The following is a 12,680-nucleotide window of genomic DNA, read 5'->3' on the forward strand; positions in this document are numbered from 1 at the left end:
TCGATCCCTACGCATGAAACTCCTCCGATCGTATCCCGAGGCTTTTGCCCGTTTCCGTTCATCTAATGCATGTCGCCCGAAAGTGTGCAGCGGTTTCGGGAGGACGACATGCATCAACACAAAGACGCTTTAGGGCAGAATTTCCAGAGTTCGGGCATCGACGACGATTTCGAGGAGCTGGCCCGTTTCCTGCAGAATTTCCAGTTCATAGACGAAGCGGCCATTGTCACGCTCGAATTCGATTTCGATGATGTCGCCTTTGATCGTCTTTCGCACATGCGCGATGATGTCCTCCAGCGGACGGACGCGACCTTCGGCCAGCGCCTGCCGCGCCGCTTCCTGGTCCAGCAGATCGTCGCCGTCATCCGAAATCGCAGGCGCTGCGAGAAACAGGACGGAAAATGTTACGGCCGCGGCGAAACGGGACATTCGGTGAAGATGGAACATCCCGCGCACTACCACGCCCAAGCTGACAGAATGTTGACAAAGCCTGTCAGGGCAGGAGAGGCGACCTCGTGCATTATCGTTCCGTACCAACGACACCGGCAGCCGTCATCGGCTGAACAGACCGTGTCGGACACAGCCAAGGGAGACGATCATGGTCACGCGCAAAGGCACCAGCAAGGCCGACCTCATCAACGGCACGAATACAAACGACAAGCTCTACGGTCTTGACGGAAACGATCAGCTGTTCGGCAAGAACGGCAATGACGACCTGTATGGCGGCAATGGCAATGATAGCCTCTACGGTGGAAACGGCCACGACGAGATCGACGGCGGCGCCGGTAACGACCGTCTCTATGGAGAGGCCGGCAATGACGATCTTGAGGGCGGCGCCGGGAATGACCGTCTCGAAGGCGGCGCCGGAAACGACGAGATCGAAGGGGGTACCGGCAACGACATCCTCGACGGCGGCGCCGGCTTCAATGAGCTGAGCGGCGGTCGCGGCTCCGATACCTTCATCTTCAAGTCAGGCATCACCGAGATCGAGGATTTCCAGTCGGGCGTCGATCGGCTGCAAATCTCCAAGTCGCTCGGCGTCGCCAGTTTCGACGACATTCTCGCGCTGGCACGCTCCACCGACGGTGGCGACGATGTCATCATCGATTTTGGCCAGCACGAACTTCATCTCGAAGACATGCGGCTTGCCGACCTGAAGGCCAGCGATTTTCTCCTCGTCTGAGGCGAGCACACAATGGTCTGCCCGGCCATCGGTCGGGACAGTGACAGGAATGGAGTACAGAAATGACCCGATTTACCACATTTATCGCCACCTCCGCTCTGGTCGCCCTCACGGGTACGGCGGCGATCGCGCAGACGCCCGCTTTGGTTAAGGTGGCCGACGCGACGGTGCTGCCCGGCCTGAATGTGACCGCCGACGATCTCGAAGGCATGCACGTCTACAACACGGCAGGCCAGCGCATCGGCGAGATCGAAGATGTCGTTGGGGCGGATTCGTCTGTTGCCACGGGCGTTGTGATCGATTTCGACAACAATTCAGGACTCGGCCGCGAAAACCGCGTCGTGCCACTCTCCGGCCTCAAGCAGGATGGCCTGCGTCTGGTCGTCGATCTCGATGCGGCGAAGGCTGCAGCACTGCCCGTCTTCGACGATTAATCCCGGGGTAGCACCTGTTCGGATCATGCAGCAGGTCCAGAGCGCTAAAGCGCCGTGCGTCTGATATGACGCGCGGCGCTGTAACAAGATCAGATCCGCGTACCGACCGCGGCATCAGCCGGCGTTCGCTGGCAGGTAGAGTTTCTCAAAATCGAACTCGAACAGTGTCTTGCCAAGAACGGCGTCGATGATCGCCTTGGTGAGAGGGAATCTCACGGAATCACGGCCCATACCGTGAAGCAGCGATGCGACGACGCGGGCGGTATCGATGCCTTCCACCGTCTCGTTGGCGAGTTCCTGTGTCATGGCTTCCTCGACATTCCGCTTTCGGCCAAGGCTGTGGCCAAGCCGGCTGTTTCGTCCGCCGCCGACGGTGACGTGCAGATCGCCCAGACCGGCGAGGTCGAAGGCGGTGGAGCGCGCTCCGCCGACCATCTCGCACAGCATGGCCATTTCGTGGACGGCCTGGGTGAAGGCGGCAGCGGTCGGGTTCTTAGACTGCCCGTCCGCACGAAGCGCGTCGGGATAGCGGGTCTGCATGGCGCTGACGCCGATGGCGAAGAAATTTTTCAGGGCGGCGCAGGCCTCGACCCCGGTCAGGTCGTCGCTGACGGCGAGGCGGTAATAGGGCGTGCGGAAGAGGGCTGCCGCTCGCTTCGCTGCGGCCTCATTCCGCGCGGCATAGACACTCGCTGTCGGCAGGCGCAGCGCAAGTTCGCGGGCGATGCAGGGGCCGCCGATGCCGATGAAGGTGCCAAGGCGGTTGATGCGCTCCGGCACGGTTTCGGCGAAGGTCACGACGGCGCCGTCCCTGCGATCAAGGCCCTTGGTCACGAAGGCGACCGTCGTCTCCCGGCGCAGCAGTTCGTTCAGCCTGTCGACCGCCCAGGTGATGCCGGGACTGCTGACGCCGACGACGATCAGGTCGGCCTTGTCTGTATCCTCCGCTGTCAGGGCTGCGTCCGCGATGACGCGGACGGTGCCGGGCAGCGGCGCGTCGAGTTTGGGATGTGTTCCGCCCGGTGCCTGCATCCGCGCGACGACTGCGTCGTCGAGCGGCGTCCCCGAGAGAACGACCGCGTGGCCGTTGTCGCTGGCGGGCACGGCCAGTGCCGTTCCCATGACGCCGGCCCCCAGAATCAGAATATTGGCCATGGACCTTTTCTCCTGCGATGGGTTGGCTGCGTCAGCGCATCATGGCGGCGACGTTGCCGCCGTCGACCGTGATGACGGCGCCGCTTGAGGTCCGCGCCTTGGCCAGGTGCACGAAGGCGGCTGCGACATCGGCGGCCGTGACCTCGCGGCCGACAAGGTTCGCCGAGAGATAGGCTTCCGGCGTGACGCCGCGCGCCTTGCTACGGGCCGCCACCATCTCGTCGGTCATCAGTCCGGTGCGGATTCGGTCCGCATTGACGGCATTGGAGGTGATGCCGGACGCGCCGTGCTCCACCGCATATTGCCGCATCAGCGCCATCAGCGCGGCCTTCGACGTGCCGTAGGGGCCGAAATCCGCGCCCGGATTGACCGCCTGTTTGGAGACGTTGAAGACGAGCGCGCCGCCGGTCTTCTGCTGTTCCATCACCCGCACCACGGCCCGCGCCATATAGTGATGTCCCCAGAAATTGAGGTCGAACGCCTTGCGGAACGTGTCTTCCGACACGGTGAGAAGGCTGCCCTGGAAGGCGGCGCCGGCATTGGAAATCAGGATATCGACACCGCCGAAATGCGCGGCGACGGACGCCACGGCCGCATCCACCCCATCCGGATCGGTGACGTCGCAGACGACCGGGAATGCGCCGATGCGTTTTGCCTCCCGCGCCACACCCTCCGGAGAAATGTCGAACAGCGCGATCTCGGCACCCTCCGCCTTCAGGGCTTCGGCGACCGCAAGGCCAAGACCGCTCGCGCCGCCGGTGACGATGGCGACCTGTCGGGTCAGCGGCTTTTCGACCGATTTCGCTAGCTTCACCTGCTCCAGCGACCAGTATTCGATATCGAACAGATCCGCTTCGGAGAGCGCTTCGAACGCGTCGATGCCCTCGGCATTGGTGATGACGGCGATGGTCGCTTCAGCGACATCGGCGCCCACCAGCGCGTTCTTGCGGGCGGCCCCCGCTGCAAAGAGGCCGACGCCTGCGACGTAGAACACCCGCGGCATCGGGTCGAGCATGCGCTTGCCGCCGCCGACGCGGGCGTTGTTGCGCTCGAAATAGGCTTTATACTCCTCCTGATAGGCCTTGACCGCCGCCGTCACGGTCTCGGCCCACGCATCCAGCGTTCCCGTCTCCGGTGCCGGCAGGGCGACGCCGAAGCGCTTGATGTGGATGACATGCTCGGGCGTCGCGTTTCCACGCCGGACCAGCGACGAAACAGTCTCGGCATTGCAGAAATCGAGGATCTTTTCGCTCGAGCGGTGCTCCAGCACGAACCGGCGAGGCGCGCCCTCCACCTCCGTGGAAAGTGCGATCGCACCGCGCAGGATGGGCGCGATCTCGGCCGCGCTGGCGATCTTTCGCGGCAGCGTCACGCCCCGGAACGGCTTCGGGTTCCCCTTGGCGATCCGCTTTTCCGCAGCATCGATCTTGGCGATCATGTCCTCGTAGCTCGTGCGCGGATCTTCCGACCAGGTGAAGATGCCGTGCTTGAGCAGGATCATGCCATCGCCGCCGGGATTGGCCTTGAAGGCGGCATCGCAGGCCTTAGCCAGATCGAAACCGGGCATCACATAGGGAACAATGATGGCATTCGGAAACAGCTCGCGCACCAGCGCTTCGCCATTCGGCTGGTTGGTCAGGGAGACGATGGCGTTGGCATGGGTGTGGTCGATATGCTTGAACGGCAGGAGACCGTGCAAGATCGCCTCGACCGATGGGTTGGGGGCTGAGGGATCGAGCAGCAGGCGGCGCTGCAGCATCACCATGTCGTCGTCGGACAGGGTGTCGAACGCGACCATGGCCTTCAGCGGCTCCAGCCGCACGGCCGGCAGGCCCTGAGGTTCGATCGTGCCCATGTCCCAGCCGCTGCCCTTGACGCAGAGCACCTCGATCTCAGTTCCGTCCATCTCCGTGAAGACGGTCTTGACCGACGTATTCCCACCGCCATGCAGCACCAGCTCGGGATCCTGCCCCAGAAGGCGCGTCGTATAGGTGCGGATGGCGAGATCGCGATTGATGCCCTTTGCGACATAGGCATCGACGACGGCTTTGAATTCGGTATCCGACCAGCGGGATCTCATGGTGACGGTCCTTTCTGTGCCGGCGCGATCGGGCAGGCCGGCAGACGATGGAATGGGATGGAAGTGATGGATCGCAGCGCCTAAAGGCGCGCTTCCGTTTCGGCGTTGAAGACGTGAACCTTGGACGGCGGGATGGAGAAGCGGACCTCGCTGCCCTCGGCAAAGCGGGCGGTCTTGTCCACCGACACCGTGAAGCGTCCATCGGCACCGTCGCAAAAGAGCTGGGCATCGTGGCCGAGCCGCTCGACAAGCACGGATTTCGCCGAAAGCGCGCCCGCGCCATCGACCACGACATCGGTCGGACGCAGGCCGATGACGACCTTCTCGCCGGGCCTGGCTGTCGTCGTCGTTTCCAGCACCACCCGTCCGGTCGCCGTGTCGACGGCGGGCATGCCGTCGGACACGACGACCGTTCCGGGGAGGAAATTGATAGCGGACGCGCCGATGAAGTCGGCGACGTATTTGCTGGCCGGCCGGTCGTAGACCTCGTCGGGAGAGCCGATCTGCTCGATCTTGCCGGCGCGCATGACCACGATCTTGTCGGCCATCGTCATGGCCTCGATCTGGTCGTGCGTCACGTAGACGGTGGTGGTCTTCAGCCGGTTGTGCAGCTGCCGGATCTCGGTGCGCATATGGGCGCGCAGCTTGGCGTCGAGGTTCGAGAGCGGCTCGTCGAACAGGAACACCGCAGCTTCGCGCACCATGGCCCGCCCCATGGCGACGCGCTGACGCTGCCCGCCGGAAAGATCCTTGGGGTAGCGGTCGAGATAGGGCGTGAGGTTGAGCGTCTCGGCCGCCCATTCCACCCGGCGCTTGATCTCGGCCGGGGGTATCTTGGCGACCTCGAGGCTGAAGGAGATGTTGTCGTAGACCTTCATGGTGGGATAGAGCGCGTAGTTCTGGAACACCATGGCGATATTCCGGTCGCGCGGATGCAGCGTGTTGACGCGGTTGCCGTCGATGAGCAAATCGCCCTCGCTGACGCTTTCCAGCCCGGCCGTCATGCGCAGCAGGGTCGTCTTGCCGCAGCCGGACGGGCCGAGCAGCACCACGAAATCCTGATCCGCGATCTTGAAGGAGATGTCGCGCATGATCGTGAAGGCGCCGAAGGACTTGCCTATGCGCTGGTATTCGACGGTCGCCATTGAATGTACTCCATAATAGGCCGTGGGTGGACGGCGTCTTTTCAGTAGGTCTGCTGCGTCGGCGTGATGACGATTTCCTGCACGATGGCGCGTTGCGGCAGTGCATAGGCGTCGAGGATCAGGCCAGCGACGATATCGGCGGAAATGCCGCCGCCGATGGCCGCCTTGTTCGACTTGTAGTTTTCCAGCGTCTGGAGATCGTTGACGTGATCGAGGACCTCGGTGTCGACGATACCGGGCGACACGACGACGACACGGACATTGTGGGGCGCGAGATAGGCGCGCAGGCTTTCCGACACCGCGTGAACGAAGAACTTCGTGCCGCAGTAGACGGTGTGGTCGGGATAGACCTTCCGCCCGGCGATCGAGCTCATCATCACCAGCGTGCCCTGCTTGCGCTCGACCATGCCGGCCAGCACGGCATGCACGCTGTTCATGACGCCCTTGGTGTTGATGTCGATCATCTCGTCCCACTCTTCGGGGGGCTGCGTGGCGATGTCGCCAAGCCTTGCGATGCCGGCATTGGCAAACATCAGATCGACCGGGCCGTGTTCTGCCTCCGCATCGCGGACGGCGGCGGCAAGGCTTGCGCGGTCGCGCACATCGACCTTGCGCAACACGGTGCGGGGAAGGTCGAGCGCCTCAAGGCGGTCCAGCCTGCGCGCCATCAGGAGAAGCGGGTGGCCGGCCTCCGAGAAGGCGCGGGCCACGGCCTCGCCGATCCCGGAACTCGCGCCCGTAATGGCGATCAGGGGTTTGTTGTCCATCATCGTTTCCTCCGTCGGTCTGCGTCGAGCGTCATCATGTTCGGAAGAGGTCGCGGGATTGCCGCGACCTCTTCGTTTCAAGGCGAGGCTCAGCCCTTCAGGACGGCCGCGATCCCGGTGCTGATGTCGTCGAGCGCTTCCTTGGACGAGCCGTAGCTGCCCGAGAAATACTTGCCGAGCGCCACGGGGATCGTGTCGGAGGAGATCTGCGCCCATTCCGGCAGGTCCGGTTCGGAGCCCATGTACTTGTCGATGGTCTCCCGTACGACCGGCAGGTGCCGGGTGGTAGCGGCGCCCACGCGGGCATGGCTCTTGACGCGCGGATCGTCATAGACGCTCGCCCGTGTCGGGCCGGTGCCGCCGCCCAGCGTCGTCACCAGTGCCTGCGTGTCGGCGCAGGTCGCCCACTGCATGAACAGCCATGCGGCATCCGGGTTCTTGGAGTAACGCGAGACCGCCAGCGACGAGCCGCCCTGATGGCCGACGCCGGGAATTTCGCCGAAACCGCATTCTTCCGGCTTGCGCAGGGAGATCGGCTGCGGCGGGATGACGGCTTCGCAGAGGCCGGAAACCTTGGTCTGCGTCGGATTGTCAAAGAAGGGGAAGAACTCGCCCCAGGACAGCATGGATGCCGCAACCCCTTGAGCGACCGCCTGTCCCTGTCCGTCCCATGTCCACTGGTTGACGCCCGGCGGCATGATGTCCTTGAGCTTCGTGTAGTAGTCGAGGGCAGCGATGCCGCGTTCGTCATTGCCGACAAAGGTCTTGTCCGCATTGAAGATCGACCCGCCGTGACCCCACAGCATCGAGGTCCATTCGCATTCCAGCGCATAGTGGCCGGACTTCATCTGCCCGGCATAGCCGAACGTGTCCGGCCCCATTTCCTTCGTGATGGTGGCGGAGTTGGTGTAAAGCTCCTCAAACGTCGCTGGCGCCTTCAGGCCGAGCTTTTCGTAGATATCCCGGCGGTAGATCATGATGAAGATCGGGATGTCGTAGGGCACGCCGACCCAGCGATCCTGATATTTCGAAATCCCGTCCACCAGCGCCGGCAGGAAGTCGTCGATATTGTAGTTCGGCATGGCAAGGTCGGCCTTGGCCTTGATCTGCTCGCGCGGATCGAAGACGTCCTGGCTGAAGGATGCGGCCCAGCTCTGGTCGATGTAATAGAGGTCGTAGGTGCCGAGCGAGGACGCCACGTCCAGCGTCATCTTCTGGAGAACCTGTTCGAGCGGCAGGACCTCGATCTCGACCTTGATACCCGTCGCTTCCTCGAAATACTTCTTCAGTTGCGAGTTGATCGCGTTCGATGGCGGCGTGGATTCCGTGGCGAATTTCAGCGTGGTGCCAGCAAAGGGTTTGCCGACGTCCTTCAGCCAGGCCATCACCTCGGCCGAGGGCTGCATCTCTTCCTGGGCCAAAGCCTTGTTCAGCATGAAGGGGCGGCTTCCCATGCCCATTCCGAGCGCTGCGGCGCCCAGTCCCAGCTTGCTGGTTGCGCGCAGGAAGGCGCGTCGGTCCATCTGGCCCCGCACGAAACGGTCCGTGACGGACGCCAGGTATGATTTTCTATCGCTGTCTTTCACTGTTCTCTCCTCCAATCTCCGCTGCCGGGATTGGCAACGGACGTCGTTGATCGAACGGCAGGCCCTCCCGGCCCGCCGCAGTCATTGCTTCAGCGAGCCCATGGTCAGGCCCCGCACCAGATGGCGCTGGACCAGAAGGACGACGAAGAAGGCAGGCACGATCGCAGCAGCACCGAGGGCAGCCATATTGCCCCAGGCGGTTCCGATCGAAGTCACGAAGGTGGACGACACCACGGGCACGGTCTTCAGGCCCGTCTGGGTGAGCGTGAGGACGAACAGGAATTCCGTCCACGAGAAGATGAAGCAGAGGACGGCGGTCGCCGCGATCCCGCCCTTGGCCATCGGCAGAACGACGCGCCGGAAGATCGTCCAGCGGGACGCGCCGTCGAGAAGCGCGCTCTCGTCGATCTCGGCGGGGATGTCGTCGAAGAAGCTTTTGAGCAGCAGCACCGCCAGCGGCAGGTTCATCAGCCCGTGGATCAGGATCACGCCGATATAGGTGTCGAGCAGGTTGAACTGCTTGAAGATGAAGAACATCGGGATGGCGACCGCCACCGGCGGCATCATGCGCGTCGACAGCACCCAGTTGACGAACTGGTGACGGCCACGAAAATTCATTCGGGACAGCGCATAGGAGGCGAAGGTCGCCACCGTGATGGCGAGCACCGTCGACATCGACGCGACCACGATGGAATCCCACAGCCGCGGGGCCATGTAGAAGTTTCCACCGCCGGGGGCGACGGCGTCCTGCCGGGCGAAGCCGAAGGAAATGCCGAAGACCTGCTCAAAATTGCGCATCGTCGGCTGGAAATTGAAGATGATCGGCGGCCAGTTGAAGATGTCCTTGGAGTCGCGGAAGGCCACCGAGGTCCAGAAATAGATCGGGAAGAAGAAGGCGCCGACCACCAGCCAGCCGGCAATGGTGCGAACGGTGCGGACGAGTTTGCTCTGATGCATGTTACCACCTGACCTTGGCGACGCGAATGAAGAGGTTGGCCATGACCATGACGATCACGAGGCTCGTCAGGCTCAGCGTCGCGCCATAGCCCCATTTCAGGAACGAGAATGTCTGCTGCCAGGCATAGAGACTGACCGTGTAGGTCGCGGTTCCAGGCCCGCCCGAGGTCATGACAAAGACGTAGTCGAACACCCGGAACAGATCGATGCCGCGCAGAAGGACGGCGACCGCGATGACCCGCGACATCATCGGCAGGGTCAGCCGGCGGAACATCTGGAACGAGGACGCCCCGTCGATGGATGCCGCCTCATAGGGCTCGGCCGGCAGCGACCGCAGGCCCGCCATGAAGATCAGCACCATGAAGGGCGTCCACTGCCAGATTTCCGCGACGAGCACGCCGAGAAGGGCAAGGGACGAGGTTCCAAGAATCGGCGTCGATTTGTCGAGCAATCCGAGCTGGCCGAGGAAGTAGGAGAGCACGCCGAACTGCGAGTCCTCCATCAGCAGGAACATCATGCCGGCGATGGCGGGCGGGATGACCAGCGTCATCGACAGGATGGCCCGCAGGGCGGCAAAGCCCGGCAGTTCGGCATCGAGCAGCATGGCGACGGACATGCCGAGGATGATCTCGACCGTCAGGGCGATGAAGAAATAGAGGAAGGTGACGCCGAGCGCGCCCCAGAACCGGCCGTCATTGACCAGCTGGATCCAGTTGGCCATGCCGACATATTTCAGCACTCTCTGCTTGGGCACGAATTCGTGGAAGCTGAGCCAGATGTTGTAGATCAGCGGATAGACGGTGAAGACCACCAGCAGCGCGACGAGCGGCAGCAGCCATGGCCACGGCGAATCCGAGATCGCGATGCGTTTCACCTGTGCAATGGACATTGCGCTTCATTCGTGCCTGATACCGGACGCAAGCTGCGCCGCATGCTCTTCCCGTATCGGTCACCGCTCTCTCCCAACGGCATCTCGATACGTCCCTTTCGACCGGCGCGGGACCGATCGCCGTTCGTGCTAGCCGCTGGCCACAGCCTTCGGAGCGTCTGCCTGCCGGCGTCTCTCCGCCATGAAGGCGTCGAGCGCGTCGATCTGATCCGGTGTCATGCGCAGCCCGGATTTCGTCCGGCGCCAGACGATGTCGGCGGCCGTGCGGGCATATTCCCGGTCCATCAGAAACAGGACTTCACTTTCCGTCAAGGAACCGCCGAAATCGCGGCCGAGATCCTCGCGGCGGCGTGCGGTGCCCAGAATGTCGCGGGCCTCCAGCCCGTAGTGCCGCACGAGACGCTGCGCCTCGCGCTCCGACAGGAAGCCGTATCTCTGGCGAAGGTCGCGCGCCACGTCTCCGGCCGTGCCGGGTGGGAAATCGCCGCCGGGCAACGCCCGCGTCGCCGTCCAGCCGCGCTTGCCGCCCGTGTCGGGGAACACCACGGCGAGCTTGTCCAGCGCATCTTCCGCAAGGCAGCGATAGGTGGTGATCTTGCCGCCAAAGACGGACAGGAGCGGCGCCCGGCCGGGGCCGTGATCGAGGGACAACACGTAGTCGCGCGTCGTTTCCTGGGCATTCGCCGCGCCGTCGTCATAGAGCGAGCGCACGCCGGAATAGGTCCAGACGACGTCTGCCTCGGTGATCGGACGCTGGAAATAGGACGAAATGGCCTTGACGAGATAGGCGATCTCCGCTGGCGAGGCCTTTACGTCTTTCGGGTCGCCGCGATAGTCCTGATCGGTCGTGCCGATCAGCGTGAAATCATCCTCATAGGGAATGGCGAAGATAATGCGGCCGTCCGGATTCTGGAAGATGTAGCACCGGTCATGGTCGTAGAGCTTCGGCACCACGATATGGGAGCCCTGTACCAGCCGCGCCCGTCCGTTGGCGTTGACACCCGCCACGCCGGAGAGAAAGCTGTCGACCCAGGGGCCGGCGGCATTGACCACGGCGCGGGCGCGGACCTCGCTGCGAGAGCCGGTCTCCTCGTCCTGAAGCGTCAACTGCCACTGATCGGCCTCTCGCCGCGCCGCGATGCACGCGGTCTGCACGCGAATGTCGGCACCGTTCGCGGCCGCGTCCCTTGCATTGAGCACGACGAGACGATTGTCCTGCACCCAGCAGTCCGAATATTCGAAGCCGATGCCGGAGACATCGCGCAAGGGTCGCCCGACCGGATCGGTGCGCAGGCGGCGCGTCACCGTCGCCGGCAGGCGCTTGCGACCGCCGAGATGATCATAGAGGAAGAGCCCGAGGCGCAGCAACCACGCCGGCCGCAGGCCCTTGCGGTGCGGCAGCACGAAGCGGAGCGGCCAGATGATGTGCGGTGCGATCGCCCATAGCCGCTCGCGTTCGGCCAGCGCATGGCGCACCAGTTTGAATTCGTAATGCTCCAGATAGCGAAGTCCGCCATGGATGAGCTTGGTCGAGGCCGACGATGTCGCCGAGCCGAGGTCGGACCGCTCGACCAGCAGGACCTTCAGGCCCCGGCCGGCCGCATCCCGCGCGATGCCGGCACCGTTGATGCCGCCGCCCACCACGACGAGATCGAACACCGGCGCACTCATGCCGCATTCCTCCGGGGGCCGGCGTTCAGAAGATGGTTGGCCACTTCCACGAAGCCGTAGCCGCCGCGTGCCACTGTCACATAGGTGGGGTTCGCCTCCATGCGGCCGTCGAACTGCAGGACATTGGCGACGCCGCAGGCGTTGGGAAAGAAACCGAACATCGGCGCGTCGTTCGGGCTGTCGCCGACGAAGACGATCGCGTCCTGCTCCCGGTCGATATCGATACCGAGGATATCGGCGGCGAAGCGGCGGGCCATGGTCAGCTTGTCGTAAGCGCCATACCATCCGTTCACATGGATCGAGGACACCTTGGCGACGGCGCCCTCCTCCTCGAAAATGCTCTTGATCCGGTCCACATCGGACACGGCAAGTGCTGGAATATCCTCGCAGAAATCGATGGCAAGGTCCGCCTCGCGGTAGAGCTGGTCTGCCGAAAGGGCCGAACCCGGAACCTCGCGCAGGATCCGCTGCTTGACGTGCTGCAGCTTTTCCCGGTCGCTTGCCCGCTGCTGATCGGCGACGGCGAAGACGCGGTGCATGCGGCGCAGCTCTTCATCGTAGGCGAAATAGAAGGCCCCGTTCTCGCCGACCACACCGGCGACGGGCCACATGCGGGCGATCATGTCGCACCATCCGGCAGGCCGGCCGGTGATGGGGGCGACCGCGATGCCGGCCGCGGTCAGCCGCTCCAGCGCGTCATAGGCGCAGGACGGAAGCCGGCCGTCATTCGTCAACGTATCGTCGATATCGGCGAACAGCACCCTGATCCGCGCCGCCGCCTCGATGGGCATGTCCAGGATCGGTCGCATCGCG

The 12,680-nt window shown here is 63.6% G+C and carries 12 protein-coding genes; 2 read left to right on the top strand and 10 right to left on the bottom strand.

Annotated elements, in window-relative coordinates:
* Positions 1–129: 129 nt before the first annotated feature.
* Positions 130–429, bottom strand: coding sequence for a PepSY domain-containing protein (locus C8J33_RS18515; protein ID WP_165910633.1), 300 nt, complete (start codon positions 427–429; stop codon positions 130–132).
* 169 nt (positions 430–598) lie between these two features.
* Here C8J33_RS18515 and C8J33_RS18520 point away from each other — a divergent pair, with 169 nt between their 5' ends.
* Together C8J33_RS18520 and C8J33_RS18525 are read left to right on the top strand one after the other, a co-directional pair.
* The gene (locus tag C8J33_RS18520) at positions 599–1,183 is read left to right on the top strand and encodes a calcium-binding protein (protein ID WP_110801597.1); all 585 of its coding nucleotides are present in this window, start codon (positions 599–601) and stop codon (positions 1,181–1,183) included.
* Between the two features lie 62 nt (positions 1,184–1,245).
* Entirely contained in the window at positions 1,246–1,617 is a 372-nt protein-coding gene (locus C8J33_RS18525) for a PRC-barrel domain-containing protein (RefSeq protein WP_110801598.1), read from the top strand.
* A 114-nt stretch (positions 1,618–1,731) separates the two neighbouring features.
* Here the strand turns inward: C8J33_RS18525 and C8J33_RS18530 are convergent, their stop codons facing one another.
* The 9 genes from C8J33_RS18530 to C8J33_RS18570 form a co-directional block, all read right to left on the bottom strand.
* Positions 1,732–2,772, bottom strand: a complete 1,041-nt coding sequence (locus tag C8J33_RS18530; RefSeq protein WP_110801599.1) for a glycerol-3-phosphate dehydrogenase — start codon at positions 2,770–2,772, stop codon at positions 1,732–1,734.
* A 31-nt stretch (positions 2,773–2,803) separates the two neighbouring features.
* Positions 2,804–4,852 (bottom strand): bifunctional aldolase/short-chain dehydrogenase, encoded by a 2,049-nt coding sequence (locus C8J33_RS18535; protein WP_110801600.1) that lies wholly within the window; start codon positions 4,850–4,852, stop codon positions 2,804–2,806.
* Positions 4,853–4,932: 80 nt separating this feature from the next.
* Positions 4,933–5,997, bottom strand: coding sequence for an ABC transporter ATP-binding protein (locus tag C8J33_RS18540; protein ID WP_132665014.1), 1,065 nt, complete (start codon positions 5,995–5,997; stop codon positions 4,933–4,935).
* Between the two features lie 41 nt (positions 5,998–6,038).
* Positions 6,039–6,764: an SDR family oxidoreductase gene (locus tag C8J33_RS18545; protein WP_110801602.1), complete on the bottom strand. Its 726-nt coding sequence runs from the start codon at positions 6,762–6,764 to the stop codon at positions 6,039–6,041.
* An 89-nt stretch (positions 6,765–6,853) separates the two neighbouring features.
* Positions 6,854–8,350, bottom strand: a complete 1,497-nt coding sequence (locus C8J33_RS18550; RefSeq protein ID WP_132665015.1) for an ABC transporter substrate-binding protein — start codon at positions 8,348–8,350, stop codon at positions 6,854–6,856.
* A gap of 81 nt (positions 8,351–8,431) precedes the next feature.
* Complete coding sequence (locus C8J33_RS18555) at positions 8,432–9,307, bottom strand: carbohydrate ABC transporter permease (RefSeq protein WP_110801604.1); 876 nt, start codon at positions 9,305–9,307, stop codon at positions 8,432–8,434.
* A gap of 1 nt (position 9,308) precedes the next feature.
* Positions 9,309–10,196, bottom strand: a complete 888-nt coding sequence (locus tag C8J33_RS18560; protein ID WP_110729429.1) for a carbohydrate ABC transporter permease — start codon at positions 10,194–10,196, stop codon at positions 9,309–9,311.
* Positions 10,197–10,325: 129 nt separating this feature from the next.
* A complete protein-coding gene (gene glpD / locus C8J33_RS18565; protein WP_132665016.1) occupies positions 10,326–11,867 on the bottom strand; it encodes a glycerol-3-phosphate dehydrogenase in 1,542 nt (513 codons plus the stop codon).
* Positions 11,864–12,676 carry an HAD family hydrolase gene (locus tag C8J33_RS18570; protein ID WP_110801606.1) on the bottom strand — a complete coding sequence of 271 codons (813 nt, stop codon included), beginning with the start codon at positions 12,674–12,676 and terminating at the stop codon, positions 11,864–11,866. Before C8J33_RS18570 ends, glpD begins: the two co-directional genes overlap by 4 nt.
* Positions 12,677–12,680 lie beyond the last annotated feature (4 nt).

Origin of the sequence: Rhizobium sp. PP-CC-3G-465 (assembly GCF_004343445.1) — a bacterium.
Lineage (GTDB): Bacteria > Pseudomonadota > Alphaproteobacteria > Rhizobiales > Rhizobiaceae > Ferranicluibacter > Ferranicluibacter rubi.

What these genes read in the sequence shown, in the direction of transcription:
- glpD (WP_132665016.1), bottom strand. Translation starts at nt 11,867, where the DNA reads ATGAGTGCGCCGGTGTTCGATCTCGTCGTGGTGGGCGGCGGCATCAAC.
- C8J33_RS18570 (WP_110801606.1), bottom strand. Translation starts at nt 12,676, where the DNA reads ATGCGACCGATCCTGGACATGCCCATCGAGGCGGCGGCGCGGATCAGG.
- C8J33_RS18545 (WP_110801602.1), bottom strand. Translation starts at nt 6,764, where the DNA reads ATGGACAACAAACCCCTGATCGCCATTACGGGCGCGAGTTCCGGGATC.
- C8J33_RS18525 (WP_110801598.1), top strand. Translation starts at nt 1,246, where the DNA reads ATGACCCGATTTACCACATTTATCGCCACCTCCGCTCTGGTCGCCCTC.
- C8J33_RS18540 (WP_132665014.1), bottom strand. Translation starts at nt 5,997, where the DNA reads ATGGCGACCGTCGAATACCAGCGCATAGGCAAGTCCTTCGGCGCCTTC.
- C8J33_RS18520 (WP_110801597.1), top strand. Translation starts at nt 599, where the DNA reads ATGGTCACGCGCAAAGGCACCAGCAAGGCCGACCTCATCAACGGCACG.
- C8J33_RS18535 (WP_110801600.1), bottom strand. Translation starts at nt 4,852, where the DNA reads ATGAGATCCCGCTGGTCGGATACCGAATTCAAAGCCGTCGTCGATGCC.
- C8J33_RS18555 (WP_110801604.1), bottom strand. Translation starts at nt 9,307, where the DNA reads ATGCATCAGAGCAAACTCGTCCGCACCGTTCGCACCATTGCCGGCTGG.
- C8J33_RS18560 (WP_110729429.1), bottom strand. Translation starts at nt 10,196, where the DNA reads ATGTCCATTGCACAGGTGAAACGCATCGCGATCTCGGATTCGCCGTGG.
- C8J33_RS18530 (WP_110801599.1), bottom strand. Translation starts at nt 2,772, where the DNA reads ATGGCCAATATTCTGATTCTGGGGGCCGGCGTCATGGGAACGGCACTG.
- C8J33_RS18515 (WP_165910633.1), bottom strand. Translation starts at nt 429, where the DNA reads ATGTCCCGTTTCGCCGCGGCCGTAACATTTTCCGTCCTGTTTCTCGCA.